General features: G+C 61.0%; 27 protein-coding genes and 1 pseudogene. 10 read left to right on the forward strand and 18 right to left on the reverse strand.

Features of this window, described 5'->3' with window-relative positions; translation table 11 throughout:
- The first annotated feature begins 22 nt into the window (after window positions 1–22).
- The gene (locus tag PspS34_RS10715; protein ID WP_090456455.1) at window positions 23–619 is read left to right on the forward strand and encodes a DinB family protein; all 597 of its coding nucleotides are present in this window, start codon (window positions 23–25) and stop codon (window positions 617–619) included.
- Here the strand turns inward: PspS34_RS10715 and PspS34_RS10720 are convergent.
- The 7 genes and pseudogenes from PspS34_RS10720 to PspS34_RS10745 all read right to left on the reverse strand — a co-directional run bounded on the left by PspS34_RS10720 (window position 540) and on the right by PspS34_RS10745 (window position 6,566).
- Entirely contained in the window at window positions 540–1,460 is a 921-nt protein-coding gene (locus PspS34_RS10720) for a LysR substrate-binding domain-containing protein (RefSeq protein WP_154862318.1), read from the reverse strand. The two genes, PspS34_RS10715 and PspS34_RS10720, sit on opposite strands and share 80 nt — an antisense overlap.
- 146 nt (window positions 1,461–1,606) lie before the next feature.
- A complete protein-coding gene (locus PspS34_RS10725; protein ID WP_159389686.1) occupies window positions 1,607–2,680 on the reverse strand; it encodes an RHS repeat-associated core domain-containing protein in 1,074 nt (357 codons plus the stop codon).
- Window positions 2,681–2,822: 142 nt separating this feature from the next.
- On the reverse strand, window positions 2,823–3,104 hold the full coding sequence (locus tag PspS34_RS10730; RefSeq protein ID WP_154862320.1) for a DUF6124 family protein: 282 nt from the start codon (window positions 3,102–3,104) through the stop codon (window positions 2,823–2,825).
- Between the two features lie 406 nt (window positions 3,105–3,510).
- Window positions 3,511–3,609, reverse strand: a pseudogene (locus tag PspS34_RS28525) (metal ABC transporter ATP-binding protein); the annotation flags it as partial.
- Between the two features lie 30 nt (window positions 3,610–3,639).
- Complete coding sequence (locus PspS34_RS10735; RefSeq protein WP_154947659.1) at window positions 3,640–5,043, reverse strand: HAMP domain-containing sensor histidine kinase; 1,404 nt, start codon at window positions 5,041–5,043, stop codon at window positions 3,640–3,642.
- Entirely contained in the window at window positions 5,021–5,704 is a 684-nt protein-coding gene (locus PspS34_RS10740) for a response regulator transcription factor (protein WP_090456447.1), read from the reverse strand. Before PspS34_RS10740 ends, PspS34_RS10735 begins: the two co-directional genes overlap by 23 nt.
- A gap of 256 nt (window positions 5,705–5,960) precedes the next feature.
- A complete protein-coding gene (locus tag PspS34_RS10745; RefSeq protein WP_159389687.1) occupies window positions 5,961–6,566 on the reverse strand; it encodes a glutathione S-transferase in 606 nt (201 codons plus the stop codon).
- A 370-nt stretch (window positions 6,567–6,936) separates the two neighbouring features.
- Between PspS34_RS10745 and PspS34_RS10750 the strand changes: the two genes are divergently transcribed.
- The 3 genes from PspS34_RS10750 to PspS34_RS10760 all read left to right on the forward strand — a co-directional run bounded on the left by PspS34_RS10750 (window position 6,937) and on the right by PspS34_RS10760 (window position 9,516).
- Complete coding sequence (locus PspS34_RS10750; protein WP_007935965.1) at window positions 6,937–7,341, forward strand: TraR/DksA C4-type zinc finger protein; 405 nt, start codon at window positions 6,937–6,939, stop codon at window positions 7,339–7,341.
- Window positions 7,342–7,579: 238 nt separating this feature from the next.
- On the forward strand, window positions 7,580–9,184 hold the full coding sequence (locus PspS34_RS10755) for a methyl-accepting chemotaxis protein (protein ID WP_159390386.1): 1,605 nt from the start codon (window positions 7,580–7,582) through the stop codon (window positions 9,182–9,184).
- A gap of 128 nt (window positions 9,185–9,312) precedes the next feature.
- Entirely contained in the window at window positions 9,313–9,516 is a 204-nt protein-coding gene (locus tag PspS34_RS10760; RefSeq protein WP_159389688.1) for a hypothetical protein, read from the forward strand.
- Between the two features lie 5 nt (window positions 9,517–9,521).
- Here PspS34_RS10760 and PspS34_RS10765 read toward each other — a convergent pair whose 3' ends face one another.
- The 3 genes from PspS34_RS10765 to PspS34_RS28530 all read right to left on the reverse strand — a co-directional run bounded on the left by PspS34_RS10765 (window position 9,522) and on the right by PspS34_RS28530 (window position 10,527).
- Window positions 9,522–9,758 (reverse strand): DUF2789 domain-containing protein, encoded by a 237-nt coding sequence (locus PspS34_RS10765; RefSeq protein ID WP_007973758.1) that lies wholly within the window; start codon window positions 9,756–9,758, stop codon window positions 9,522–9,524.
- Window positions 9,759–9,887: 129 nt separating this feature from the next.
- Window positions 9,888–10,118: a hypothetical protein gene (locus tag PspS34_RS10770; RefSeq protein WP_007973761.1), complete on the reverse strand. Its 231-nt coding sequence runs from the start codon at window positions 10,116–10,118 to the stop codon at window positions 9,888–9,890.
- A 160-nt stretch (window positions 10,119–10,278) separates the two neighbouring features.
- Window positions 10,279–10,527 carry a hypothetical protein gene (locus PspS34_RS28530; RefSeq protein ID WP_150815149.1) on the reverse strand — a complete coding sequence of 83 codons (249 nt, stop codon included), beginning with the start codon at window positions 10,525–10,527 and terminating at the stop codon, window positions 10,279–10,281.
- Window positions 10,528–10,960: 433 nt separating this feature from the next.
- On the opposite strand from PspS34_RS28530, the gene PspS34_RS10775 reads away from it, so the two are divergent.
- The 4 genes from PspS34_RS10775 (at window position 10,961) to PspS34_RS10790 (ending at window position 13,303) form a co-directional block, all read left to right on the forward strand.
- Window positions 10,961–11,410 carry a hypothetical protein gene (locus PspS34_RS10775; RefSeq protein ID WP_174245513.1) on the forward strand — a complete coding sequence of 150 codons (450 nt, stop codon included), beginning with the start codon at window positions 10,961–10,963 and terminating at the stop codon, window positions 11,408–11,410.
- Window positions 11,410–11,613, forward strand: a complete 204-nt coding sequence (locus PspS34_RS10780) for a hypothetical protein (protein WP_150815148.1) — start codon at window positions 11,410–11,412, stop codon at window positions 11,611–11,613. The genes PspS34_RS10775 and PspS34_RS10780 overlap by 1 nt, the downstream gene beginning before the upstream one ends.
- 120 nt (window positions 11,614–11,733) lie before the next feature.
- A complete protein-coding gene (locus PspS34_RS10785) occupies window positions 11,734–12,747 on the forward strand; it encodes an ABC transporter substrate-binding protein (RefSeq protein WP_159389689.1) in 1,014 nt (337 codons plus the stop codon).
- A 118-nt stretch (window positions 12,748–12,865) separates the two neighbouring features.
- Window positions 12,866–13,303 carry a DUF3995 domain-containing protein gene (locus PspS34_RS10790; RefSeq protein WP_102671389.1) on the forward strand — a complete coding sequence of 146 codons (438 nt, stop codon included), beginning with the start codon at window positions 12,866–12,868 and terminating at the stop codon, window positions 13,301–13,303.
- Between the two features lie 141 nt (window positions 13,304–13,444).
- Here the strand turns inward: PspS34_RS10790 and PspS34_RS10795 are convergent, their stop codons facing one another.
- From PspS34_RS10795 to PspS34_RS10825, 7 genes are all read right to left on the reverse strand, one after another.
- Window positions 13,445–13,807, reverse strand: a complete 363-nt coding sequence (locus tag PspS34_RS10795) for a Na+/H+ antiporter subunit G (protein WP_090456437.1) — start codon at window positions 13,805–13,807, stop codon at window positions 13,445–13,447.
- Window positions 13,804–14,082, reverse strand: coding sequence for a K+/H+ antiporter subunit F (locus PspS34_RS10800; RefSeq protein WP_007986253.1), 279 nt, complete (start codon window positions 14,080–14,082; stop codon window positions 13,804–13,806). Before PspS34_RS10800 ends, PspS34_RS10795 begins: the two co-directional genes overlap by 4 nt.
- A complete protein-coding gene (locus PspS34_RS10805; protein ID WP_150815145.1) occupies window positions 14,079–14,567 on the reverse strand; it encodes a Na+/H+ antiporter subunit E in 489 nt (162 codons plus the stop codon). Before PspS34_RS10805 ends, PspS34_RS10800 begins: the two co-directional genes overlap by 4 nt.
- Window positions 14,564–16,249 carry a monovalent cation/H+ antiporter subunit D gene (locus tag PspS34_RS10810; RefSeq protein ID WP_154947660.1) on the reverse strand — a complete coding sequence of 562 codons (1,686 nt, stop codon included), beginning with the start codon at window positions 16,247–16,249 and terminating at the stop codon, window positions 14,564–14,566. The genes PspS34_RS10805 and PspS34_RS10810 overlap by 4 nt, the downstream gene beginning before the upstream one ends.
- Window positions 16,246–16,590, reverse strand: a complete 345-nt coding sequence (locus PspS34_RS10815; protein ID WP_007986256.1) for a Na+/H+ antiporter subunit C — start codon at window positions 16,588–16,590, stop codon at window positions 16,246–16,248. Before PspS34_RS10815 ends, PspS34_RS10810 begins: the two co-directional genes overlap by 4 nt.
- Complete coding sequence (locus PspS34_RS10820) at window positions 16,590–19,508, reverse strand: monovalent cation/H+ antiporter subunit A (protein ID WP_154947661.1); 2,919 nt, start codon at window positions 19,506–19,508, stop codon at window positions 16,590–16,592. Before PspS34_RS10820 ends, PspS34_RS10815 begins: the two co-directional genes overlap by 1 nt.
- Window positions 19,509–19,765: 257 nt before the next feature.
- Window positions 19,766–20,701: a DMT family transporter gene (locus PspS34_RS10825; protein ID WP_238786595.1), complete on the reverse strand. Its 936-nt coding sequence runs from the start codon at window positions 20,699–20,701 to the stop codon at window positions 19,766–19,768.
- 84 nt (window positions 20,702–20,785) lie between these two features.
- On the opposite strand from PspS34_RS10825, the gene PspS34_RS10830 reads away from it, so the two are divergent.
- Together PspS34_RS10830 and PspS34_RS10835 are read left to right on the forward strand one after the other, a co-directional pair.
- Entirely contained in the window at window positions 20,786–21,349 is a 564-nt protein-coding gene (locus PspS34_RS10830) for an XRE family transcriptional regulator (protein WP_090456428.1), read from the forward strand.
- Window positions 21,350–21,364: 15 nt separating this feature from the next.
- A complete protein-coding gene (locus PspS34_RS10835; RefSeq protein ID WP_159389691.1) occupies window positions 21,365–22,783 on the forward strand; it encodes an FAD/NAD(P)-binding protein in 1,419 nt (472 codons plus the stop codon).
- A 672-nt stretch (window positions 22,784–23,455) separates the two neighbouring features.
- On the opposite strand, the gene PspS34_RS10840 is transcribed toward PspS34_RS10835, so the two are convergent.
- Entirely contained in the window at window positions 23,456–25,705 is a 2,250-nt protein-coding gene (locus tag PspS34_RS10840) for an Ig-like domain-containing protein (protein ID WP_159389692.1), read from the reverse strand.
- Window position 25,706: the final 1 nt, after the last annotated feature.

Consider the following 25,706-nt stretch of genomic DNA (forward strand, 5'->3'; position numbering starts at 1 on the left):
TTACTGCCATCGGAGAACTCTGATGATCACCGTACGCACTGCCTGCCTGCTGGCCGATTACAAGCGCTGGGCCAATCAGCGCCTCTTTGACAGCCTCGCGGCGCTCCCTCCGGGCGAAGTCAAAAAAGAACGGGTGTCGGTGTTCAAAAACATGATTGGCACCCTCAATCACGTGTACGTGGTCGATTGCATCTGGCAGGCGCACCTCGAAGGCCGGGGGCATGGTTTCAAGACTTCACACGACCTGCTGCATGCCGATCTGTCCGAACTGCGCATGGCGCAAAAAAACATCGATCGCTGGTACTGCGACTGGAGTGCCCGGCAAACCGATGCCTCCCTGGACAAGCCCCTGGAATTCACCTTTGTCTCAGGCGAAAGCGGCACCATGAGTGCCGGCGCGATGCTGATGCACGTGGTCAACCACGCCAGCTATCACCGTGGCTGGGTGGTGCAGATGTACTTCGAGATTCCGGCCATGCCACCGGTGACCGACATGCCGGTGTACCTGCGCGAGTCCGAGCCGGTGCTCCTGCAGTCGATCAATGCCCCGATAGTGGCGCCGCCATGTGCTGTGCAATTTTCGAGCGCAACCAGCGTTCTGCCGGATCGTTATCGTTGACCCCGTTCCAGACCATCGACAGTTCGGAAAGGTTGATATCAAACGGTGCATCGTCCGCCCGTAACTGACTGCTGCCTTCGATCAACGCATTGGCCGCGTAATCCGGCACGGTGGCGAGCATGTCGGTGCCCGCCAGCAAGGCCCGCAACCCCGCGAACTGTGGCACCGCCAGCACCACCCGGCGCGAACGGCCGATCCGCGCCAGGTCATTGTCGATGGCACCGCTCAGGTCCCCGGAAAACGACACCAGCGCGTGAGGGCGTTCGCAGAACTCGTCCAGGGTCAACGGGCCGGGGCGATCATCGCCACGCAGGATCTTCACACTCAAGTCGCGCAACTTCTTGCGCTTGGCGTTGGCCGGCAATTCCGTGGTGTAGCTGATGCCGACGGAAATCTCGCCGCTGGCCAGCATCGATGGCATCAGCAGGAAGTTCACTCGGCGCACCACCACGACCACGTTCTGCGCTTCTTCACGAATCTGCTTGAGCAGTGGCGGAAACAGTCCGAATTCGGCGTCGTCGGACAGTCCGATACGAAACACATCGCGGCTGGTGGACGGCTCGAAATCCTTGGCCCGGCTGACCGCCCCGGAAATGGTGTCCATTGCCGGCTGCAATTCCTTGAGAATCTGCAATGCCCGCAGGGTCGGCTCCAGGGTGCGCCCATTGCGCACCAGCAACGGATCGTCGAACAGATCGCGCAATTTTGCCAGCGATGCGCTGACGGCAGGCTGGCCGAGGAACAGCTTTTCCCCGGCCCGGGTCAGGTTCTTCTCGAACATCAGGGTTTCGAAAATCACCAGCAGGTTCATGTCCACGCGGCGCAGGTCGTTGCGGTTCATGGGGGAGGGGCTCGTTGGGGGAGGAGTCTTTTTCAGTAAAGCAGCATACCCTGAGAGTGCTTTACGTCTGGTCGGCTTGGCGCTGGAAGTCATTGCCCTCGTAATGTTCCAACTATCGATTTGAACAAGTTCATTTCGCAAAGACGCTAACGGGGGTGATTTCCCCGTAGCGGAGCTCCCTCCATTGTCTGGTCGCGGAGTCTGCTGATTTCAAACGTACGTCTACGTTGATTCGCTAATTGAGTCGCCCTTGGGAAGGATGTGATCCCTATTCCCCTCATATTGGCGTAGCCACTCATCTCCCTTATGCGACCAGCATCAACAACCGCTCTCGGAATGATGCCAGTGGGCAAACGCGGTTCGGCAGCATTGCGCATTGCAATTCTCATCGCAGGACTTGGATGTTCAAACGGTTGCGAAGGTCTGAAATCGGGTGAAAGAACGCGCGAAAATTCATCGGAGCTGGTCACTGCACGTCGCGGAAGTGTAATTGATAGGTTTGAAGTTGGAACTTCGCCCAAAGGCGGGGGGAGGGATTTCATGGGCTCAACTTTCGCTATGAGCCGACTCAATGCCGGGGTTTCATTGAGTACCATCGTTCCATTTGTTCCGGTCCAAGGAATTGGGCGGGATTGGCGCACGATGCGTTTAAGGTTATCTCGTACAAATGCCCATCCTATTGAAATTGCATGCCCTGTCGGGTCCGCTTGATTGACGGGATCACCCAGGCAATATGCATAGGCATTCAAGCCGCCTTCACCGAATGGACTCAAACTGTCCGGAGTGTTAAAGCGCTTCAACGACGGATTAAACGCCCGATATCCATTCCCCAACAAATAATAGCCGGTCACCGGGTCGGGACGTTCACCATTGAAACCCAGCAAACACAATAACCCGTTTTCAGGATAGCGATGACCATAGGGCGAATAGGCAAAGGGTTGTAGTGGTTGATTCGCTCTGAGGGTGCGCAGCACCGAACGCTGCTGATCGGTGGCCAGCAACGTGCTGTCGAGTGCATCGCCCTGGCGCTGTTGTTGCACCAATGGCAAATCACCGTGCTGGACGATGGAATGCTGCATCGCGCCCTGAATCTCGGTGGCCATTCGGTTTTTGCAGTAGAAGCGCTGAAGCGGTGGAGCGTCCGCAGGGCTATGGCCTACCAGTCGATCAAGGGGATCGTAGCGAAAGTAGCAGAGCAGGGATTCGCCTGGCGATGGCATGGGTGATGGTTCCGAAGTTCTGACGCTCAGTATTGGCGTTTGCACAGCCGGTGGGAACTATCAGAACTGCTAGGTTTTTTGGTCAATGATCCACTGGGGCGAAGGAACTTGTTCCCACGCCACAGGTGCGGGGCAGTGGCTACTAAGGTGGATCAAGTCGATCCAGCGCCCGGTTCACCGCCAGTTCACCCAGCATGATGACCTGTGCAATGCCCAGCAGCGTGTTGCGGTGCGAGCCATCTAGAAAACCCGCTAGATCGTTGGTCATCACGTTGGCCGAGGCCAGCGACTCGCAGGCGTGGGCCAGCAGGGTTTCGGTGTCGATGTCGGGGTTAATGGTGAACATTGAGGCAGGTTTGTGGGGTGCGGCCATGATGTTCGCGGCGAGATCTGTTTCTGGCGGGTTGGGTGTTGATTTGATCATCGATAGAACTCCAGTACTGTAAAAATTGGAGCCATCACTTTCGCTACCAAACGAAGGGCGGTGGCCATGCACAGGTTGGTAGACCGGAGTACTGGAACCGGCGCCCCCAAAGAGGCCCTGCGCATGACAACCATAAAGCAGCAACTGCTTGAAGTGGCGCTACGCGTAGTACTCCGGGCTACCAAACCCGATCGCTGTTTTTCAGCGACCGGCTAACGATAATGCCCGGACTCAAGACGCGTAAGCCGGCGGATTCTGGCGTACCCGTAGGCAATGACGCAAGGCGTTGTAGCTTTCATCAAGTTACGCTGACAGCCGTTAAACATGTGCTTTAAACAGGCGCCGCCATCGCGGGCGAGCTCGCTCCCACATGGGATCTTCAGCGGGCACAAATGTTGCGTACGAGACCCATCAACTGTGGGAGCGGGCTTGCTCGCGAAGAGGGAGTGTCAGTCGACATTGATGGTGCCTGACACGCCGCTTTCGCGAGCAAGCCCGCTCCCACAGGGGATCTGTTTTGCTCTTCAGATGAACACTAGGCTTGAGGAATCAGACTCTCCTGACAATCAAGCACCAGCCGCGCGCCACCCAGTTCGCTGCTGCCCACTTCCAGGGTAAACCCATGCAGACTGACAATCGCCGCGACGATGGACAGCCCCAGCCCGAAGCCGCTTTTGTGATTGCCCGCCTCGGCGCGATAGAAGCGCTGGAACACCGCTTCACGTTCCGCTTCGGGAATGCCCGGGCCGGAGTCGAGTACTTCGATTCGCGTGTGCCCGCCATCATTGATCCCGCGCAGGATCACTGCGCCGCCGGGCGGGGTGAATTTGATCGAGTTGCTGAGCAGGTTCGCCACCGCTTCGAACATCAGCGCGCGGTCGCCATTAAGGGGCGGCAATGACGCGGGCAGATGAAGTTGGAACACCAGGTCGTCGTCTTCCGCCAGGGGCAGGTAGAACTCATGCAGTTCCTGCAGCAACGCCACCGGGTCCACCTGGACGAAACCGGAGCGACGCTGGCGATCTTCCAGCTCGGAGATCCGCAGCAAGCCTCGGAAACGTGCCATCAGCGTATCGGCCTCGGCCAGCACCAGGTCCAGTTGCATGGCCTGCGGCGAGCCTTCGCCGGCTTGTTGCTGCATGCGGTAAAGCTGCGCGCGCAGGCGGGTCAGGGGCGTGCGCAGGTCATGGGCGATGTTGTCGCACACGCCCTTGACCTCGTTCATCAAGCGCTCGATGCGTTCGAGCATGGCGTTGACGATGGCGGCGAGCATGTCCAGTTCGTCACGCCGATTGGACAGTGGCAAGCGTCGGCTCAGGTCGCCGGCGACGATGGCCTCGGCACTGGCCTGAATCCCGCGAATGCGCCGCAACGGGCGGCGGCGCAGCAAATACCAGCCGACGATGCCCGGCACGATGGTCAGGGTCACACCCCAGAACAAGGCGTGAAGGATGATCCGGGTCACGGCAAACAACGAACCGTTGTCGCGCACCAGCACCAGCCAGCGGCCGTCGAGGGTGCGGGTCGCCACGGCGTCACAACTGTCGGCGGGCAGCGTCTGCTCGTCGCTGTCGCCGGAGGCATCGCAATCGCGCAGCATGTGGATCTTGCCATCGAGCGGCAAGCCGTCCGGAATGTAACGCAGGGCGCCGCTGAGGTAATGGTGCCGGGCATCGAACAGGCCGTAGGCGTCGATGCCGCGGATGTCGAAGGTCATGCTGACGGCGAGGGCGTCCACCAGTTGCTCGCCGGAGAAGCGTGAAAACAGGTGCTGGCGTTGCATCAGCGAATGCTTGGCCAGGTTGTCCAGGTAAGCGGAAACCTCGTAGTACATGACCCCCATGAGAATCCCGCTCCAGATCACGAACAGCGAACTGTAGAGCGCCAGCAGACGGCTGCTGGAAGAGCGCCAGCCTTTAGACGGGTTCGGCAATGACATAACCCGAGCCTCGCACGGTCCGAATCAGTGGGGCATTGCCAGGCGGGTCGATCTTCTTGCGCAGACGGCCGATGTGTACGTCGATCAGGTTGGTGCCGGGATCGAAGTGGTAACCCCAGACCTCTTCGAAAATCATCATCCGCGAGAGGATTTGCCCGGTGTTGCGCATCAGGAATTCCAGCAGTTTGTACTCGGTGGGCAACAGCGTCAGCAGCTGACCGTCGCGACTGGCTTCGTGGCTGATCAGGTTCAGTTCCAGATCCGCCACCCGCAAAGTGGTGGCCTGGGCGGTCACGGTGTTCTGCCGGCGCAGCAGGACTTCAACCCGGGCGGCCATTTCATCTGTGGCGAAGGGTTTGGTCAGGTAGTCGTCGCCGCCGGCGCGCAGGCCGCGCACGCGTTCATCGACGTCGGACAGCGCGCTGATCATCAGGATCGGCGTGGCCACGCCCATGGTCCGAAGCGTGGTGACGATCGCCAGGCCATCGAGTTCGGGCAACATGCGGTCGAGGGTGATCAGGTCGTAGTTGCCGCTGACCGCACGCTCCAGCCCTTCGCGGCCATTGTCGACCCAGTCGACGTCCAGGCCGTGGCTACTCAGTTCGGCGACAATCTCCCGGGCGGTCACGGCGTCGTCTTCGATGGTCAAGATGCGGGTCATAGGGCTGGCCTGATAAGCAGTTCAATACGAAGTTGCGAGCATTTTGCCAAGAATTGCCCGCGACTTAATAAATTAACTTTCATCTAGCTCGCGATAGCGGGCTGACAGGCAATTCATGTGTCGACTGACACGACGCCATCGCGAGCAAGCTCGCTCCCACAACGGATTGATGTCGAACACAAAGCCCGCGTACGACGAAAATTACTGTGGGAGCGAGCTTGCTCGCGATGACGGCAGATCAGGCAAAACGAATCTGTCAGTCAATCGGCGTACTGACAAATACCTCTAGTCCCTCGGCATACTTCGTGAACGCTGCGATCCGCGGAAACTGCGCCGCACTCACCTGGTCCGGCACCACCAGATTGGTGAAGCTCCAGGCCACCGCCAGCGTGATGCCGTCCTGCTCAATCGGACCGTCAGTCTTCAGCGGCTGCTTTTCCAGCTCCCGCTCCAGCGCCGAATAGGCTGCCGTCAGCTGTCCTTCGACCCGTTGCACCCAGGGTTCGAATTGAATCTCTGCAGGCCGCAGGTTGCGCTCATAATAAAGTTGCACGGACTTTTCGCTGGCGGCCAACGCCAGACCAATCAGGCGCAGCGCGCGCAGGCGTTGGCCCGGTTCGACGGGCATCAGGCTTTTTTGGGCCAGGGTTTCCAGGTAGTCGATGATGAGTGTCGAGTCCATCAACACCTCACCGTCATCCAGCACCAGGGTGGGCGCCTTGACCACCGGGTTGATCTGCTGGAATTGTTCGAAGTGGCGGAACACCGAGACCGACTGATGTTCCAGCGTGATTCCCAGACATTTGGCAGAAATGGCGGCGCGCCTTACATAGGGCGAATCAAGCATACCGATCAGCTTCATGGTCCTTTCCTTTATATGGCCATTTCGGGAGGGACAACCTTAGCTGAGGTTCGCAGCCCTGCAAATGACAGTGAAAAATGCCCGGTCCAGGCCGTTTGTCATCTATATACAGCCGCTCGATTGAATTTCTTGCTATAAACGCACTCCGATTACCGCCTCAAAGCCTGCCGTAGAGCATTTTCAGGGCTTTGTCGGACAAATTCGCTGTCTTTTCAGTTGCTGAGGCCTCAAGTCGGCCTTAGACTGCCGCCCCTCGTAAATTGAGTGCCGGGTGGCGCTTGGAACAAACGGCGCCTTTCCGATGGCCTGCCCAGGCCTGCCGGAACGCTCCCTAATTCGCCTTAATGCACGTTTTTTTATAGAGATATCAATGACAAAGGACAAGTTGCTGGCCATGCCGGCGGATGACTACATGAATGCCGAGCAACATGCTTTTTTCTCCGAGCTGTTGCAGAACATGAAAGTCGAAACCCATGAGCGCATCGAACAGAACCGCATCGCCATCGAAAGCCTGGACACCCCGGCCGATCCGGCAGACGCGGCTTCGGTCGAAGAAGAGCGCACCTGGCTGGTGAATGCGATCGATCGCGACCAGCGCATGCTGCCTCAGTTGGAACAAGCGCTGGAACGCATCAAGGAAGACAGCTTCGGCTGGTGCGACGACAGCGGCGAGCCGATTGGCCTCAAGCGCCTGCTGATCAGCCCGACCACCAAGTACTGCATCGAAGCTCAGGAACGTCACGAGCAAATCGACAAGCACCAGCGTCAGGCCTGATTCAGCGGGGCAGCCCCGTTAATCCGGGCTGCCTTGAAAAGATCGCAGCCTGCGGCAGCTCCTACGCAATTGAAGTAGGGCGCTGTTGCAGGCTGCGATCTTTGTTTTCTGCCGTCTTCGATTTCCCGGTTCTTCTATTGATCTGCTGCAACGTTCGCGACTAAAGGCTCATGGATAATGGCTTTATGGTGGCGTTTAATGCGAAGACAACAATTAGAAGCTTTACGGGGTGACGATGATGACGCAAGACGGGTCTCTGGTTGCGGCAGTGCCCGCACCCGTGCTGTTGCCGAAAAACCGCTGGCTGACGCCAACGCTGCAAAGCATCGCCCTGATGCTGTTGTTAAGTGGCATGACACTGGGCGACGGGTCGCTCTACCTTGGCCTGCCCCTGGCCATATTGATTATCTGGTTGCCTCGTTTGCGTTCGCGCGCGACCCCGCAGGCGGCTTGCCCCGACAACCCCGATGCCATCGGCGCGTTGACTCGCGATCTTTCCTGCACCACCAGCCATAACGCACTGTCGGCCGCCGGTGTGGCGTTTTCGGTTCGGCAACTGGCGGACAAACTGCAATCGCAGCTCACGTCGGCGGCACAGATCGTCAGCAATGCCGAGGTCATGATCACCACCGAACAGGCCACCTCGACCCTCAGTCGCCAGGCGCTCAGTGCCGCCAGCGAGGCTCATCAAAGCGGAGTGGTCGGGCGTACGGAGTTGATCGAGTCCATTTCGCGCATGCATCAGCTCAGCCAGCGCGCCAGCAACAGCCGTGAACTGATCGAAGCCTTGAGCCTGCGCAGCGACGATATCCAGCGAGTGACCCTGGTGATTCAATCCATCGCCAGCCAGACCAATCTGCTGGCATTGAACGCCGCGATAGAAGCGGCGCGGGCAGGGGAGCACGGTCGCGGGTTTGCAGTGGTGGCCGACGAGGTTCGCGGGCTCGCCGCACGCACGGCGACCGCCACGGGGGAGGTGGGCGAGATGGTGGCCGACATCCAGCATCGCACGGCGCAGGTGGTGGAGCAGATCCGCCAACTGTCCAGCGACCTTGACTCCGGTGTGGAGCAGGTAGAGCGGACGGGGCAACATCTGGAGAACATTGCCCGTCTGGCGGCCAGTGTCGAGTCCCAGGTCGGGGAGATCGCCCAAGGGGCAGACACCAACCGCGAACAACTCGACAGCCTGTTTCACGCCATCGAACAGATGCGCAGCGATCTGGTGGTCAGCGACCAGCAGACTCAGCGCCTGGCCCATGCGGCGGTGCAAATGGAAGGGCAAGCCGAAACCATCAGTGAGCGTCTTGCCGAAGTGGGGCTGGATGACTATCACCAGCGGATCTATGACCTGGCCCGAGACGCCGCGAGCCAGATTGCAGCGCGTTTCGAAGCGGATATCGATGCCGGTCGAATCAGTCTCGACGATCTGTTCGACCGTAATTACCAGGTCATCCCCAATACCAGCCCGGCCAAGTACCAGACGCGTTTCGACCGTTACACCGATCAGGTTTTGCCAGCGATTCAAGAACCGTTGTTACCGCGTCACGAAGGATTGGTGTTCGCCATCGCCTGCACCCAACAGGGTTATGTGCCGACCCATAACAAGGTGTTCAGCCAGCCGCTGACGGGGGACGCGCAGGTCGATGCCTTGCAGAACCGGACCAAACGCAAATTCGCTGACCGCACCGGGATCCGCTGCGGCAGCCATCAGAAGGCCGTGCTGCTGCAAACCTATACCCGTGATACCGGAGAGTTGATGCACGATCTTTCGGTGCCGATCATGCTCAAGGGCTGGCATTGGGGTGGTTTGCGCCTGGGTTACAAACCGGAAAAACCGCGCTAGAAACGCCGTGCTTGCCGGGTGATTGTTGCAAGTTCTGCAATTAACCTGTGCAGGATTTTGCTGTTTCCTCGTTGGAAAACTAATTAACATACCTACTAATTAGGTTGCTAATTAAGTTCGGGGGCAGCATGCAAGGCAAAGTTGATGTCGCGGTCATGATCGGCAGTGGAGTACCTGCCAGTCTTCGTTCCATGGGACGCAAGGTTTGCTGGGTAGTGTTGCTCAATGGCGAGCGCCGGGGCACGGCGTTCTCCAGTCGCGACGAAGCGGAGGAGTGCAAGACTGCCTGGCTGGCGCAATTGAGCGCCGAAAGTCCTGGCAGCCTGCATTGAAGTTGTCAGTGGGTCTGGTGCATGCGCAGGTTCAGGTCGTCGACCACCCGCGCCCAGTCAGCGTCTTCGCGCAGTTGTTCCTTGAGGAAGCCGGCCTGTTGCGGTGACCAGAACTCGGCGTCGATGAGTTTCTTGTCGTCAGGCAGGGAATGGCCGGCAATGAAGTCGTCGATCGCTTTCTGGCTGGAGTCCAGGCCGAGTTGGTCGAACAGGCCTTTCAAGTCATGGGTCGGTGATTCCATCTTCATCTCCTTGCAGGTCATCGGTCGGGTCGAGGGACGAGGCGCACCCTGGATTCGAGGGCGCCGCACCGGTGGAGTTCGATCGCAATGTTCAAGTGCAACAATGAGCATAGACCGCCAACCCGACCATCAGGCTTTCAATGCGCCCGCATCGACCGCGGCCTTGAGTTCCCTGGCCGATTCCTGGGCCGCGATGGCGGCGACATCCGGGGTTTTGAACCAGCGATCCTTTTCGACCTGGTGATACGTCACGGTCTTGAGCGGTGGTTTGGCCCGCATGACAATCACGGCCTGGAATTCACCTTCGACTTCTCTGGCTTCACCCCGGATAAAAAACTCGCCGATATCAAATTCCGTCACGTTGCCGACTTCCCTTGGAAATACATTGTTGTTGTCAACGCACCCGATTTTCTGCGGATCCGTTTTATTGGGCGGGCAGTATGGCAGTAGTTGCCCGTCGACGGCTGAGATAAGTCGACGGGCAGACGAAACGTCGATGGAAGCGAGTGCGGTGGGCAAGTCAACCGTGTGATTCAAGAAACCGGGCGAGGGCACAGGCTTCGTTATGATTGGCTCGGAAACCTCTTACACAGCCTGTAGAAATATCCTTGATGTGGAAGAAGGCAATGCCCGCCATTACCACCTGAAATCGCGGGCGGGTCGGGGCATCGGGAGCTGGTTCATGGAGGCAGAACCGTGTCGGGTGCGGGGTTGGTGCTGTTTTCGAGTCAGGCACCAAGGGATAGGCAAAGTGTGTCAGCGTGCACATATGAAGTCCTTTTCATTGTTTACCGACGTATGTACGTCGTTTTGGCTAGTCTCCAAGAGCATCGCTGCTCTAGAATCACCCCCACTGGTGGGTGAATGACGTTTATCTAAAGCAATTTTTTGCGGACGATATGTAGGAAAAGTTTTTTTCTTGATGAGATTTTTCCCCGAAATTGATAGTCCATAATTTTCTGGCAGCAGGAAGGGTGTTTTCCTTCAACCTGTGACGAACGCCAGTCAGGACGACGTGAGTGACGTTCCAGTAGTCTTCTCAAGCTTCGTGATGAATGAGTGCACTGCTCATTCAGGACTTCAACCCGGGTTCTTTGGCTACACCTTCGGCATTGCCGCTTTTTTGGCTGTGCGTTCATTTTTCGCGCACGGCACCATTATTCAGATGTGGGGATGTTTCCTTGGCAGTAAGTAATCTCGATATGCATGCTTTGTTCGTGCTGGGTGATTTGCGCGCAAAGCTGGTCAAGCAGTTTCAATCACGTTTCGTTTACATCACCGAACAGAACGCAGAAGGCATTTACATTGCCGAAATCGACACCGAGTCAGCCCTGGTTGTGGACGACAAGCCCGGACTCAAGCTCAAGGTCGGCGATCATTTCAGCGCGTCCGTGCTGCCCAGCCGCGAAGGTGGCAAGCTGGACATCAGGTTTCGTGACATCAAGCTGACGGTCTACGGAATAGGCGATTACGCCTTCGTGACCTCGGCCGACGGTCAGGGGATCGTGTTCAAGGAAGGTCATAGCGTGGTGATGGTGTTCGCTGCCCATCAACAGTTGCAGGAAGGCCTGACCAAGACCCTCAAGGCCGTGACCGCCAAAGCGGCCAAGTGGCGCAAGGGTGAGCTGGTGACCTTCAAGGCCAGCGAGTGATGATCCTGACCCGCGCCGATTTCCACGAACAGAACCTGGCCAGTGCTCAAGACGAAGCGCGGCGGCTGTTCGGGCAGAAGACCATTCTGCAAGGAGCCTGGCTGAATTGGGTGGCGTCACAGCTTTACCAACTGCAACCGGCACCCTACGCCAACATGGTCAGACGAGAACTGATGCGTTTGCAGGAAACCTGCGAAAACTGACCCATGCACCTCGAAAGCAGGAACCTCTACTACAGTCAATGGACTGAGTATTCAGAGGCTTCGCGGTCTACTACCAGGCCCCCCCCTGCTATTGCTGTGAACAGCACGAGGTGCAAAAGCATGAACGGATTTCGACGGTTGCTGGCTGCGGTCCTGGCCACTTTCGGTTTGCTGGCGACACCGGCCCCGGCGTTGGCCGCCCAGACGCCAATCCACTTTGCCGACCTGAACTGGGAAAGCGGCAGCCTGATTACCGATGTCCTGCGCATCATTGTCGAGAAGGGCTACGGGCTGCCGACCGATACGTTGCCGGGCACCACCATCACTCTGGAAACCGCGCTGGCCAACAATGACATCCAGGTCATTGGCGAAGAGTGGGCCGGTCGCAGCCCGGTGTGGGTCAAGGCGGAATCAGAAGGCAAGGTTGTCAGCCTCGGCGATACGGTCAAGGGGGCTACCGAAGGCTGGTGGGTGCCGGAATATGTGATCAAGGGCGACCCGGCCAAGGGCATCAAGCCGCTGGCGCCCGACCTGCGCAGTGTCAGCGACCTGCCGCGTTACAAAGACGTGTTCAAGGATCCGGAAGCCCCGACCAAGGGACGTTTCCTCAACAGCCCTATCGGCTGGACCTCGGAAGTGGTCAACAAGCAGAAGCTCAAGGCGTATGGGCTGGACGACAGCTACGTGAACTTCCGCAGCGGTTCGGGCGCGGCACTGGATGCGGAGATCAGTTCGTCCATTCATCGTGGCAAGCCGGTGCTGTTTTACTACTGGTCGCCCACGCCGTTGCTCGGCCGCTTCAAGCTGATTCAACTCGAAGAGCCACCGTTCGACGCCGAAGCCTGGAAGACCCTGACCGACGCCGACAACCCCAATCCCAAGCCGACCCGCTCCCTGGCCTCCAAGCTGTCGATCGGTGTGTCCACCCCCTTCCAGAAGCAATATCCGCAGATTGCCGAGTTCTTTGCCAAGGTCGACTTTCCGATCGACCCGCTGAACAAGGCCCTGGCCGAGATGAGCGAGAAACATACACCGCCGCGCCAGGCGGCAGAGGCGTTCATGAAGGCCCATCCGGGCGTCTGGCGGGCCTGGCTGCCCAAGGACGTGGCAGATAAAGTCTCCGCCGCCCTGTAGGCGCTGCCGCAGGTCGGGATCTTTTGATCTTTATCATGGAAATGCAAAATCAAAACATCGCAGCCTGCGGTAGCTCCTACAATGTTCAGTTCATTTCCCTTTCAAGGATCTCTGAACCATGACCCTGGTGTTGGCTCAATCGCTGGTGACGATCTTCGCCGCGATCAGTCTGGTGCATGTGTATTGGGCGTTGGGTGGCGAGTGGGCGGCGGTGGCGGCGGTCCCGCAAGTACCGCAGGTGGGCAGCGCGCAACTGCGACCGGCGTTTAAACCGCGAGGCTGGATCACGCTGGTGGTGGCCGGGCTGTTGCTGCTGATTGCCGTGTTGGTGTGCTTGCGGGTGGGTTGGTGCCTGCCACCCTTGCATCACTGGTCGTTGCAGTGGGTGCTCAGTGCGATTGCGATTTTGCTGTTTGCCCGGGCCATTGGCGATTCGGATCTGGTTGGTTTTTTCAAAGAGGTCAAAGGCTCGAAATTTGCCCGGCTCGACACCTGGGTTTACTCGCCGTTGTGTGTGGTGCTGGGGGCGGGGTTGTTGGCGGTGGCCTGGGTCTGAGACAGGCCGGTCGTGATGTATTGACAGGTCTATCGCCTTCGCGAGCAAGCCCGCTCCCACAATTGATCTGCGTACACAGTTCAAAATGTGGGAGCGGGCTTGCTCGCGAAGGGGTCAGTCCAGGCACTAAAAATCTTTGCTCTAACTACCGCTCTCCGTCCGCCGGCTGCTCACTTCGGCCGGCACATCATCCCCGGCCATGCGTTTGCGAAACAGCGCCGCCCGGGCCAACAGCAAGGTGGTCACCGGCACGGTAATCGCCAGCAGGATCGGAATCAGCCAGGCGTGCAATACCGGCGCGGACTTGAGCGCCGAAAAATAGATGATCGAAGCCAGCGCCACGCACCAGGTCCCGAGCGTCGAGGCCAGGGCCGGTGGGTGCATGCGCTGGAAGTAGTCCTTCATGCGCAGCAGGCCCGTGGCGCCGATCAAGGCAAACAGACTGCCGAGCACCAGCAGGATCGCCACCGGGATCTCCACCCACAACGACAATGGCGTATTCATTCGATCACCTCGCCACGCAGCAGGAATTTCGCCAGGGCGAACGAGCCGACGAAACCGAACAGTGCGATCAGCAACGCCGCCTCGAAGTAGGTATCACTGGCATAACGTATACCCAGCGCCAGCATCATCAGCATCGCGACGATGTACAGGTAGTCCAGCGCCAGAACCCGATCCTGGGCCGACGGCCCCTTGAACAGGCGGATCAGGGTCAGGATCATCGCCAGGGAAAAGAAGAACAGGCTCAGCAGGATCGCGTTCGACAGCAAGGGGCTCATTCGAAAATCTCCATCAGCGGACGTTCGTAGGTCGCCTTGAAGTGCTGGATGAACAGCGCCTCATCGTCCAGGTCGAAGACGTGCAACAGCAGAATGCTGCGGTCCAGCGCCAGCTCCGACCAGACTGTACCGGGAACCACCGTGGTGATCATCGACAGCGCGGCCAGGCCGTTGGCGTCACGCAAGTCCAGCGGCACCTTGATGAATTGCGAGCGAGGCGGGCGGCGACCGGCATTGAGCACGCTCCAGGCCACGGCGAGGTTGGACACCAGCACATCGCGCCCGACCAGCAGGATCAGGCGCAGGATTACCCAGGGACGACGGATGCGCACCGGCAGCGGACGCAGCCTGCGCATCATCAATGGCGCACAGAATCCCAGCGCGGCACCCAGCAGCAGGTTGCCGGGGCTGATCGACAGGTTCAGCAGCAGCCACAGCAGCCACAGGGCCAGCGATAGCAGCGGTGCCGGAAACAGGCGCTTCATGGCTGCACCTCCTGCGGGGCCGCTACGGCCGACGGGTTCGGTACGACGCGTGTGTCGAGCACCGCCATCACGTATTGCTGCGGGTTGTACAGGGCGTCGGCGGCGGCCTGGGTGTAGCGCAGCAGCGGATCGGCCTTGAAGGTCAGCGCAATGCTCAGGCCCAGCAGGGCGAAGATCGGTACGCATTCAAGGCGTCGCAACAGGGGCGATGGTCGTTCCGCAGGCGTCCAGAAACGCTGGATGCCCAGGCGCGAGAACGCGATCAGCGATGCCAGCCCAGACACGATCAACAACACCAACAGGCCCCACGCGGCGTTGGAAACCGGTGTGTCGCCGCTGTTGCCCAGGCCTAGCGGATTGAGCAGGGCGCCGATCAACCCGAGTTTGCCGATAAAGCCAGAAAGCGGCGGCATGCCGATGATCAGCAAGGCGCAGGCGATGAAGCTCAGACCGAGAAACGCCATGGTCCAGGGAATCACCTGGCCGACCACGGCTTTCTGGTCGTCGTCGAGGTTGGTGCCTTTGGGCGGATACAGCGATTCCAGTGGCCGCGGCAGCAGTTCGGCTTCATCTTCGAGCAGGACTTCGTTGGCCGAGCGCGAGCGCTCGATCAGCTCGGCCAGCAGGAACAGGGCGCTCAACGCCAGGGTCGAGCTGAACAGATAGAACAGCGCAGCGCCGACCAGGTTCGGCTGGGCGAAGCCGATGGTCGACAACAGAATGCCCGCCGACACCAGGATGCTCAGGCTGGCCATGCGCTCCAGGCGTTGCGCGGCGAGGATCGCAATGGCAGCGCAGACGATGGTCGCCATCCCGCCGTAGATCAGCCAGTCGCCGCCAAAGAACGCCGATGCCCCGGCCTGGGCGGAGAACAGCAGCGTCCACAGGCGCAGCAAAGTGTACACGCCGACCTTGGTCATGATCGCGAACATCGCCGCCACCGGCGCGCTGGCCGAGGAGTAGGCCGGCACCAGCCAGAAGTTCAGCGGCCACATGCCGGCCTTGGCCAGGAACGCGATGGCCAGGATCCCCGCGCCAGCGTGTAGCAAACCGCGATCAGCTTCGGACACCAGCGGGATTTTCACCGCCAGGTCGGCCATGTTCAGCGTGCCGGTGACCCCATAGATCAGCGCCGCGCCAATCAGGAACAGCGACGAGGCCAGCAGGTTGATCGAGATGTAATGCAGTCCCGACGACACCCGCGCCCGGCCCGAACCGTGGAGCATCAAGCCGTAGGACGCGGCCAGCAGCACCTCGAAGAACACGAACAGGTTGAACAGGTCCGCGGTGAGGAATGCGCCGTAAAGACCCATCAACTGGATCTGGAACAGCGCGTGAAAACTCGAACCGGCGCTGTCCCAGCGGGCCATGGCGAACAGCAGGGCACTGACGCCGATGATGCCGGTCAGCACCAGCATCAGCGCCGACAGGCGATCGACCACCAGCACCAGGCCGAACGGCACTTGCCAGTTGCTCGGCAGGTACACACCGATGGAGCCGGGCACGCCGGTGGTCTGTGTCCATTGCAACAACGCCACGGCAATGCCCAGCCCGAGCAGACTGGAGAACAGATTGATCCTGGCCTTGAGCGGCCGGTGCTTCTCGCCAAGCATCAGCATGATCGCGGCGGTCAGCAGCGGCAGCAGAATGGGCGCGACGATCAGGTGAGTCATCGCCATCATTCTTTGGGCTCCCGGCCATCCACATGGTCGGTGCCGGTCAGGCCCCGGGAAGCCAGCAGCACCACCAGGAACAGCGCGGTCATGGCAAAGCTGATGACGATCGCCGTCAACACCAGTGCCTGCGGCAGCGGGTCGGTGTAGTGCAACAGGTCCTGCGGCACGCCGTCCTTGATGATCGGTTCCTTGCCGATGAACAGGCTGCCCATGCTGAAGATGAACAGATTGACCCCGTAGGACAGCAGGCACAGGCCCATGACCACCTGGAACGTCCGTGGGCGCAGGATCAGCCAGACGCCGGACGCGGCCAGTACGCCGATGGCGATTGCGATGACTTCTTCCATCAGACGGCTCCTTTGGCGGCAACGGATCTGGGCTGGGCGGCGGTTTTGTGGCCGCGCACCGATTGGTGGGCGAGGGCGGTGAGGATCAACAGGGTCGAGCCGACCACCACGCCGTACACACCGATGTCGAAGAACAGCGCGCTGGCCAGGTGAATGTCACCCAGCAGCGGCAACGAGAAATGCCAGGTGTGGGTGGTCAGGAACGGATAGCCGACGACCATCGCGCCCAGGCCCGTGGCCGTGGCAATCATCAGTCCCGTGCCCATCCAGCGCAGTGGCCGCAGGCTCATTTGTGCCTCGACCCACTGCGTGCCGGCGACCATGTATTGCAGGATGAACGCCACCGACATCACCAGCCCGGCGACAAAACCGCCGCCCGGTTGATTGTGCCCGCGCATGAACAGGTAGAACGAGACCACCAGCGCCACCGGCAACAGCAGGCGCACCAGCACCGCCGGCACCATCATGAAACCGAGCGCGGTGTCGCTGGCGTGACGCGGGTTGACCAGGTCGGTCACCACGTCCGGCGCGAGCAAGCGTTGCTGGGCCGGCAGTTGCAGGCTTTCTTTGGGCGGGCGGAAGCGGCGCAGCAGGGCGAACACAGTCAGGGCCACGGCCACCAGCACGGTGATTTCACCGAGGGTGTCGAAACCACGGAAGTCCACCAGCATCACGTTGACCACGTTGCTGCCGCCGCCTTCAGGCAAGGCGCGACTGAGATAGAACGAGGAAATATCGTTGGGGGTCTGGCGCGTCAGCATGGCGTAGGCCAGCAACGCCATGCCGACACCGACCGCGGTCGACAGCAGCAAGTCGCGGATACGCCGCACTCGCGCCCGGCGCAGGCTGCCCGGCAACGGCGAGACCTCCTCGATCCGTCGTGGCAGCCAGCGCAGGCCCAGCAGGATCAGCACCGTGGTCACCACTTCGACCGCCAGTTGGGTCAGGGCCAGGTCCGGCGCGGAAAACCAGACGAAGGTGACGCAGGTCATCAGGCCGCAGACGCTGACCATGGTCAGGGCCGCGAGACGGTGGTACTTGGCCTGATAGGCCGCGCCAAGGGCGCAGGCGATGGCCAGCAACCACAAGGTGACGAAGACGATCGACCCCGGGATTTTCGGCCGGTCACCCCAGTGAAGGCTGCTGTGGAGCATGGGAATCAACCCGGCCAGTACGGCGGCGAGCACCACCAGGAACAACTGCATTTGCAGGCGCCTGGTGCCAATCCGGGGCTCCAGGCGACGGGCCAGGCGCATGATGGCGACCAGCGTGTATTCGAACAGGTGCTTGCCGTCCAGGCGACCGATGACGGGCGGACGATCGAAACGTCCGCGCTTGAATTGATTGCGCAGCAGCAGATAGAGCAGGGTGCCGCAGGACAATGCGATCAGGCTCATGATCATCGGCGCGTTCAGGCCGTGCCAGATGGCCAGGCTGTATTCGGGCAGCGTGCCGCCGACTACCGGTTGCGCCGCCGCCGCGAGCAGCGGGCCGACTATCTGGGCCGGGAAAATTCCCACCAGCAGGCAGGCGAACACCAGCAACTCGACCGGCGCGCGCATCCAGCGTGGTGGCTCGTGGGGTGTGTGGGGCAGGTCGGTCGCGGGCGGGCCGAAAAACACATCCACGGTGAAACGCAGGGAGTAAGCCACGCTGAAGGTACCGGCAATGGTTGCCACGATCGGCAAGCTCAGTTCGATCCAGCGCGTGGCATTGATGAAGACGGTTTCGGCGAAGAACATTTCCTTGGACAGGAAGCCATTGAGCAACGGCACGCCGGCCATCGAGGCGCTGGCGACCATGGCCAGGGTGGCGGTAAACGGCATCAGCTTGTACAGGCCGCTGAGTTTGCGGATATCGCGGGTGCCACTTTCGTGGTCGATGATCCCGGCAGCCATGAACAGCGAGGCCTTGAACGTCGCATGGTTGAGGATGTGGAACACCGCGGCGACGGCGGCCAGCGGGCTGTTCAAGCCAAGCAACAGGGTGATCAGGCCCAGGTGGCTGATGGTCGAGTAGGCCAGCAATCCCTTGAGGTCGTTCTGGAACATCGCGCAATACGCCCCGAGCAACAGGGTGCAGGCGCCGGCGCCACTGACGATGTAGAACCATTCTTCACTGCCCGAAAGCGAAGGCCATAGCCGTGCGAGCAGGAAAACCCCGGCCTTGACCATGGTCGCCGAGTGCAGGTACGCCGACACGGGCGTCGGCGCGGCCATGGCGTGGGGCAGCCAGAAATGGAAGGGGAACTGTGCGCTTTTGCTCAAGGCGCCGATCAGGATCAGGGGTAATAGAATCGGGTAGAGGGCATGGGCGCGAATCAGATCGCCGGCGGCCAGGACCTTGTCCAGGTCATAGCTGCCGACCACATGGCCGAGCAGCATGACCCCCGCCAGCAGGCACAAACCGCCCGCACCGGTCACCATCAGCGCCATGTAGGCGCCGCGCCGGGCATCGGCGCGATGGTGCCAGTAGCCAATCAACAGGAACGAGAAGAGGCTGGTCAGCTCCCAGAAAAACACGATCTGGATCAGGTTGCCGGAGATCACCAGCCCGAGCATGGCGCCCATGAAGGCCAGGAAAAACGCGAAGAATCGCGGCACCGGATCGTTCGGCGACATGTAGTAGCGCGCGTACAGCGAAACCAGAGTGCCGATGCCCAGCACCAGCATGGAGAACAGCCAGGCGAAACCGTCCATGCGCAGGACGAAGTTCAGGCCCAGGCTGGGTAGCCAGGAAAACTCTTCGCGAATGACGCCGCCATCGGCGATCTGCGGGTACAGGAAGGCGACCTGAACGGTGCCGATCAGGGCGATCAGGCCAGCCAGCAGGGATTCGGCGTTACGGGCATTGTGCGGCAACACGGCCGCCAAACAGCTGCCTATGAAAGGCAGAAGCAGTAGAACTATCAGGGACATAGGCTTCTAATCTGCGGAAGTTTGTGAAGCATCATACGTGCCAGCTCCCGGATCACCAAACGCCAAGCTGTCGCAGAATCCTACACGGTAGACGGAAACGCCCTGATTTACATTGTTTCAGAGAGAGGTCGGGGAGCCCGTTCCGGCCCCTTCGCGAGCAAGCCCGCTCCCACAGGGGATTTGTGAACGACACAAATCCCCTGTGGGAGCGGGCTTGCTCGCGAAGGCGATTGATCTGGCGATGCGGAACCGGCGGTTTATCGCTGAGTTTCCTCTTCCAGCTCTTCCTCAGGCGCCGCAGACTTACCCTTGGTCTTCAATTCGCTGACAATCACCGCCGCCACAATCAATCCGGCCCCGACCAGGGCAATCGCCGGCAAGCGCTCTCCGGCAATGCGCCCGACAATCCCGGCCCATACCGGCTCGCCGGCATAGATCAGCGTGGCGCGGGTCGGTGACACGCTTTTCTGTGCCCAGTTCATCGCCACCTGAATCGCCGCGCTCGCCGCCCCGAGCCCCAGCGCGCTGCACAACAGCAACCAGGAGAAGTCCGGAATCGCTTCGTTGGTCGGCACCACCATCAGGAACGACAGCACCGAAGTGACCGCCAGTTGCACCACCGTCACCCGGCGCACATCGACCTGGCCGGCATAGGTGCTGATCAGGATGATCTCGGCCGCAATGGCCACGGCGCTGATCAAGGTGGCGATTTCACCGGGGCTGAAATTGAACGACGCACCTGACGGCCCGGACAACAACATCAACCCGGTAAAGGCCAGCATGATGCCGATGCTCGGCATCAACCCCGGGCGCCGCCCCAGCACCAGCCATTGCAGCAACGGCACAAACGGGACGTACAGCGCGGTAATGAATGCCGATTGGCTGCTGGGAATGCTCTGCAGCCCGACCGTCTGCAAGCCGTAGCCGAGCATGATCGCCACGCCGATAAACGACCCGGCCTTGAGTTCGAACAGGGTCAGGTCGCGCAGGTGACGCCAGGAAAACAGGGCGACGATGCTCGCGGCGGCGGCAAAGCGCAGGCCGACGAAAAACATCGGGCCGCTGACGGTCATCGCATGCTGTACCAGCAGGAAGGTACCGCCCCAGACCATCGTGATCAGTACCAGCACGCATTCGGCCTTGCTGAACCTTGTAAAACGGGAGGAAGCCTTTGGGGAATTCACCGACGTCATGACCTTGCACGCTACTGGAGGGGGACGCACAATGCGTCGAATGTTGCGCAGTATACTGCCCAACCCCACTCAGTGAGCAATATAGTGCACAAAGATTCTACCCAGCGGGCTTCGGTCCTCCAGCACGTCAGTCAAAACGTTCGTCGTTTACGTCATGCCGCCGACCTGAGCCAGACCGCGCTGGCCGAAAAGTCCGGTGTCAGCCGTCGAATGCTGGTGGCGATCGAGGCAGGGGAAAAGAACGTCAGCCTGACCACCCTCGACCGGGTGGCCGAAGCCCTGGACGTTGCCTTCAGTGATTTGATCCAGGCCCCCGACGCCCGCGATCCCAGCCGTATCAATGAGCTGGCCTGGACCGGCACGATCCCCGGCAGCAGGGCGGTGTTGCTTTCCAAGGCCCAGGCCAGCCGCGAAGTCGAGCAGTGGGAATGGTGCCTGCAACCGGGCGAGGTGTATCCGTCGGAGCCGGACGCCGATGGCTGGAGCGAGCAGATTTATGTCTTCGAAGGGTGCCTGACCGTTATGCTCGGCGACCAGCCACAGCATATCGCGGCGGGTGAATTCTTTATGTTCGCCAGCAACCAGCCACACTGTTATCGCAACGACGGGGTGGTGGCGGCGAAGTTTGTGCGTAATGTGGTGATCTGAACAGGGAGTGCATGGATGGGCCAGACCTTGAACAATGACGCCGACATCCTGATTGTCGGTGGCGGCCTCAGTGGCGCAATGTTGGCGGCGCAGTTGATGCGTTTGCCGGGCCGGCGCCGGGTGCTGGTGATCGAGCCCCGGGCCGGGTTGGGGCGGGGTGAAGCCTACAGCGCGGTGGAACTGGGTCATACGCTCAACGGCAATGCGGCGCGTATGAGTGTTGACCCGGACAACGCCGACGACCTGACCCAATGGCTGACCGAGTACATCGAGGCGGGCGGCTGGCCGGAATCGGACCAGCAGCATGTGCCGATCAGCGAGTTGTTTCCGCCTCGGGGCGTTTTCGGCCTGTACGCCCGGCAGCGCCTGGCAGAAGCGCAGGCAGTGGGCGCCTTGGTCGGTTCGACGGTCGAGCATGTGCAAGACGAGGTGGTCGATTTGCAAGCCGATGCAGACGCCGTGCGGTTGACCCTGAGCGACGGCCGATGCTTGCAGGGCGCTTTTGCGGTGCTGGCCACCGGGATGTTTCCCGCCGCGCGCACCCCGCAAACCCGGTCCAGCGGCTTGAACGCAGCAGCCCTCGATCCGTGGGATGTGGCGGCCATGCGGCAACTCGATCCGCAAGCGACGGTCATGATCATCGGCTCGGGCCTGACCATGGTCGATGCTGTGGTGTCGCTGGAACAGGCCGGGCATCATGGGCCGATCGAAGTGTTTTCCCGCCATGGGCTGCTGCCCCATGTGCGTCGCCAGCCACCGGCCTGGGTGGATTTTCTCGCGCAGGATCAGAGCATCCGCACACCTCGCCAGTTGATGCGCGAACTGCGTCGGCACTGCCGGGACGCCATCGCCCAAGGCATCGACTGGCAGGCGCCGCTGGACACGGTGCGGGCACACATCGGCCGCTTGTGGCATCAGGCGACCGACGTGCAGCGTCGGCAGTTCGTGCGGCATGTGCGGCCGTGGTGGGAAAGCCATCATCACCGTTCGCCACCCTTGAGTGCCGAACTGGTTGAGCGCTTGTATAAAGAAGGGCGGTTACGTATTCACGCAGCCTCTTACCAGGGCCTCGAGCCGTCGCTGAATGGCGAGGTGAGTATTCGCCTTCGACGGCGGGGCGAGGCGCAGACCTGTGTGGTCAGCGGTGTCGCCCTGATCAACTCCAGCGGTATCGAATACGACTGGCGCCGGGTCGCGCGACCGCTGCCCCGGCAACTGCTCGCCCGAGGCCTGGTCCGGCCCGGGCCGCTGGCCTTGGGCATCGCGGCAGAGGTCGATGGTGCGGTCCTGAACGCCGAGGGGCAGCCTGCCCTCCGTTTGTTTGCCATGGGCCCGCCGTTGCGTGGCATGTGGTGGGAAAGTACCGCCGTCACCGATGTGGCGAGCCAGGCCAAGGCGTTGGCCGAGCGGCTGTCGATCAGGTTGGGGGTCTGAGTACATATCCGTTGCTGCGGTAACGGCGGCTTATGGTTTCGCCCTTACGGCGAGTCCCTTTTGTCAAACGACACAAAAGGAACCAAAAAGTCTCGCCCCTTACGTACGGCCCCTCGCCAAGGCTCGGGGTTCCTTCGCTCCGGCATTCCTCCGGGGGCATCGCCCTCCGGTTGGCTTCGCTGGCACCTACATGCGATGTGTTCGACTGCGTCGAACGGCGCTGCGCGCCAATCCCCGGATAAACACCTCCACTCAGCCTGCCGAGGGGGCGGGTGGATCAAGATCAAAAGCTGCAGGCGAGCTAACGCTCGGCCTGATGAGTGGTGAAGAGCGTGGGTGTACGCCGCTCTGCCTTTGCTCTTCTGTGGGAGCGAGCTTGCTCGCGATGGCGGCCTGCCAGCCGACCAATTTCTCAAAGATGCACACAATCCCCTGTGGGAGCGGGCTTGCCCGCGAAGAGGGCCTGCCAGTCGATCGAGATCTTTCAGATGTACTGAATACCTGTGGGATTGAGCCTGGTCCGGGCACCGCTCCAGTGATGGCAGCCAGACCACCGCTGGATTACTCCCATCAATGCACCCGGCAAAAAACCGCGTCCCCCCACCCGAGGTCGCGGTTTTCCATAGGGTTGAAGCCGGCCCCATCAACCTGCGTGGTTAATGGGGCGCGGGCTCAGTTGGCGATCACCGGCACCGTGCGCACGGAGCCTTGGGACGAGGTGATCGTGGCGGTCGGGTTCGCCGACGGAGCGACCGTGGTGGTGTTGTTCACGGTCAACCGCCAGCGTCCATTCGCCGGTACGGCGGTGGTGCCCAGGGTGACCAGCCCGGTCGGAGTGGTGACCTTGATGGTGATGGTGTTGCCGGTGGTCACCGATGAGGTGCCGGCAAAGTCCCAGGTGAAGCGGTTGTTGGAGCGGGCTCTCACCGTTGCGGTGGTCACTGCGAAGGTTTCCGCAGCAGGCCGTGGCGAGACCTGCACCGTGACCGTGGCTGGCGACGTCGATTGGGCGCCGAAGCTGTCCCGGGCAAAGTAGGTGAAGGTCGTGGTGAAGGCCGTGGTGACGGTGGCCGGTGGGGTGTAGGTGAGCACCGTGCCGTTACTGCTGACGGTGCCGCCACCTGCCAGCGGTTGAGTGAAGCCGGCGACGGCTAGCGGCACATTGCCTTCTGGATCGGTGTCGTTGGCCAGCACGTTGATTGGAATCGCCACACCCAGTGTCGTGACGGCATCGGCAACGGCCACCGGAGGCCGGTTAGGCGACACGGTCATGCTCACGGTTGCCGCTGTCGTCGAGGCCAGGCCTTTGACGTCCTGGGCCTTGTAGGTGAAGGTCGTGGTCAACGGTGCGTTGACGACAGCAGGAGGGGTGTAGACCACCGCCGTAGTGCCGCTCAATGCCACCGTGCCCTGGCTGGCGGCCGGTTGGGTCAGCGCGGTAATGCTCAGCGGCGTATTGCCGTCCGGGTCCCTGTCGTTGGCCAGCAGGTTGAGGGTGATCGGCACGCCGAAGCTGGTGCTGCCGGTATCGGCGACGGAGATCGGTGCCTGGTTCGCGCCGGTGTCCGGTGCAGTGCCGACGACTACGACCGGCTCGATGTCACTGCCGCCGGCAGCGGACTTGACCGTTACGGTTGCAGGGGGTTGGGTCAAGTCAGCCACCGTCAGGCGTTGCAGGATTCCGGTTTTCGACAGCCGCCCGTAACCCTGGGCGACCATGTCCGGTACCACCACTTCGTCTGTGGAAGTGGCCTCGATCAGCAGGCTGTGGTTGCTCCAGTCGTAACGGGCGGTCTGGATTTTCACCACGTCCGAGAGCTTGCTCGACACCGCAGTCGGGCGGGTGGTCCCGGCGGGGTTGGTGGCGGTGACCACCACGACCGGCGGCACCGTTGCGTTGGCCAGCAGATTCTGGGCGAAGAACACGCCGTTGTTATCGCTCACCATGTTGGTCTGGCAAGGTGACACAGGCGGGCCGGGGACCAGGGCGATGCTTTCGCGAAAGCACAGGGTCGAACCGTTGGCGGCTTTGGCAAACACTTCGACCCGGGTGGTGTTGCCGCCCGTGCCGGCTATGCGGCGGTAAGTGGCACGGGTCATGTCCACCGCGGTCTGCGCGCGGTTGTCGAGCACCTTGCCGGACAGGGTGAAGAGGTTGGTCTGGATGGTCCCGGCCGGACCCTGGATGCGCACGAAGTTGGTGTTGTTGGGGCTGCCGGTCACGGCTTCGGTGAGGTTGGGGTCGCCGACGAAGGTTTCGATGGCGCCGGTGTCCGGGTTCACCTCGGTGTAGGGACCGTTGACGCTGCGCAGGAACGGCCCGATCGCACCGTTGACCGCACCGCTGAAAACCCCCGGCGCACCGATGCCGACGTCCCTGGTGATGTTGATCGCCCGGCGCCCGGTGGTGGTGACGTTGACCGTTTCCACGCCATAGGGGTGTGTGATGGTGTAGGTCCCGGCAACGGGAATGTTCACCCGCAGACGAATCCGCGCGAAGCTGATCTGGTCGCCATCGAGCGGGTTGCCACCGGCAAATGCAGCCTCGATCCCGGCGACATAGACGTCCATGCCATAGCCGGCGGTGTTGTTGGGGATGCTGGTCTCGGCAAGGAACCAGAAGGCTTCGTCTGGCCAGTTATCCGGGAACACCATTGGCAGGGTGTCGTCGAAAATGCCCGGTGTCGGCAGCAGGGTACACATGTAGGCCGGTGGCACGCTGGCTGCCACCCGCGAGCTGGCGGCGCGAGACTGGCACAGCTCCATCGACAGCTGGTTCTGGTCCTGATACCAGATCGGGAATTTCCCGGTGGCAAAGGTGTAAGGACCGGGATCGACGGCGGCGAGTTGCGCGAAAGCACTGCCGGTCAGCGATAGAGTCAGTCCCAGGGCGTTGAGCGCCAGGCGTGGCCATTTGTTCATG

The sequence above is a fragment of the Pseudomonas sp. S34 genome, assembly GCF_009866745.1.
Classification (GTDB): domain Bacteria; phylum Pseudomonadota; class Gammaproteobacteria; order Pseudomonadales; family Pseudomonadaceae; genus Aquipseudomonas; species Aquipseudomonas jessenii.

Bases quoted from the DNA above. Each gene is read 5' to 3' on its own strand.
- PspS34_RS10715 (WP_090456455.1), top strand. From the start codon at position 23: ATGATCACCGTACGCACTGCCTGCCTGCTGGCCGATTACAAGCGCTGG.
- PspS34_RS10720 (WP_154862318.1), bottom strand. From the start codon at position 1,460: ATGAACCGCAACGACCTGCGCCGCGTGGACATGAACCTGCTGGTGATT.
- PspS34_RS10725 (WP_159389686.1), bottom strand. From the start codon at position 2,680: ATGCCATCGCCAGGCGAATCCCTGCTCTGCTACTTTCGCTACGATCCC.
- PspS34_RS10730 (WP_154862320.1), bottom strand. From the start codon at position 3,104: ATGATCAAATCAACACCCAACCCGCCAGAAACAGATCTCGCCGCGAAC.
- PspS34_RS10735 (WP_154947659.1), bottom strand. From the start codon at position 5,043: ATGTCATTGCCGAACCCGTCTAAAGGCTGGCGCTCTTCCAGCAGCCGT.
- PspS34_RS10740 (WP_090456447.1), bottom strand. From the start codon at position 5,704: ATGACCCGCATCTTGACCATCGAAGACGACGCCGTGACCGCCCGGGAG.
- PspS34_RS10745 (WP_159389687.1), bottom strand. From the start codon at position 6,566: ATGAAGCTGATCGGTATGCTTGATTCGCCCTATGTAAGGCGCGCCGCC.
- PspS34_RS10750 (WP_007935965.1), top strand. From the start codon at position 6,937: ATGACAAAGGACAAGTTGCTGGCCATGCCGGCGGATGACTACATGAAT.
- PspS34_RS10755 (WP_159390386.1), top strand. From the start codon at position 7,580: ATGACGCAAGACGGGTCTCTGGTTGCGGCAGTGCCCGCACCCGTGCTG.
- PspS34_RS10760 (WP_159389688.1), top strand. From the start codon at position 9,313: ATGCAAGGCAAAGTTGATGTCGCGGTCATGATCGGCAGTGGAGTACCT.
- PspS34_RS10765 (WP_007973758.1), bottom strand. From the start codon at position 9,758: ATGGAATCACCGACCCATGACTTGAAAGGCCTGTTCGACCAACTCGGC.
- PspS34_RS28530 (WP_150815149.1), bottom strand. From the start codon at position 10,527: ATGTGCACGCTGACACACTTTGCCTATCCCTTGGTGCCTGACTCGAAA.
- PspS34_RS10775 (WP_174245513.1), top strand. From the start codon at position 10,961: ATGCATGCTTTGTTCGTGCTGGGTGATTTGCGCGCAAAGCTGGTCAAG.
- PspS34_RS10780 (WP_150815148.1), top strand. From the start codon at position 11,410: ATGATCCTGACCCGCGCCGATTTCCACGAACAGAACCTGGCCAGTGCT.
- PspS34_RS10785 (WP_159389689.1), top strand. From the start codon at position 11,734: ATGAACGGATTTCGACGGTTGCTGGCTGCGGTCCTGGCCACTTTCGGT.
- PspS34_RS10790 (WP_102671389.1), top strand. From the start codon at position 12,866: ATGACCCTGGTGTTGGCTCAATCGCTGGTGACGATCTTCGCCGCGATC.
- PspS34_RS10795 (WP_090456437.1), bottom strand. From the start codon at position 13,807: ATGAATACGCCATTGTCGTTGTGGGTGGAGATCCCGGTGGCGATCCTG.
- PspS34_RS10800 (WP_007986253.1), bottom strand. From the start codon at position 14,082: ATGAGCCCCTTGCTGTCGAACGCGATCCTGCTGAGCCTGTTCTTCTTT.
- PspS34_RS10805 (WP_150815145.1), bottom strand. From the start codon at position 14,567: ATGAAGCGCCTGTTTCCGGCACCGCTGCTATCGCTGGCCCTGTGGCTG.
- PspS34_RS10810 (WP_154947660.1), bottom strand. From the start codon at position 16,249: ATGATGGCGATGACTCACCTGATCGTCGCGCCCATTCTGCTGCCGCTG.
- PspS34_RS10815 (WP_007986256.1), bottom strand. From the start codon at position 16,590: ATGGAAGAAGTCATCGCAATCGCCATCGGCGTACTGGCCGCGTCCGGC.
- PspS34_RS10820 (WP_154947661.1), bottom strand. From the start codon at position 19,508: ATGTCCCTGATAGTTCTACTGCTTCTGCCTTTCATAGGCAGCTGTTTG.
- PspS34_RS10825 (WP_238786595.1), bottom strand. From the start codon at position 20,701: ATGACGTCGGTGAATTCCCCAAAGGCTTCCTCCCGTTTTACAAGGTTC.
- PspS34_RS10835 (WP_159389691.1), top strand. From the start codon at position 21,365: ATGGGCCAGACCTTGAACAATGACGCCGACATCCTGATTGTCGGTGGC.
- PspS34_RS10840 (WP_159389692.1), bottom strand. From the start codon at position 25,705: ATGAACAAATGGCCACGCCTGGCGCTCAACGCCCTGGGACTGACTCTA.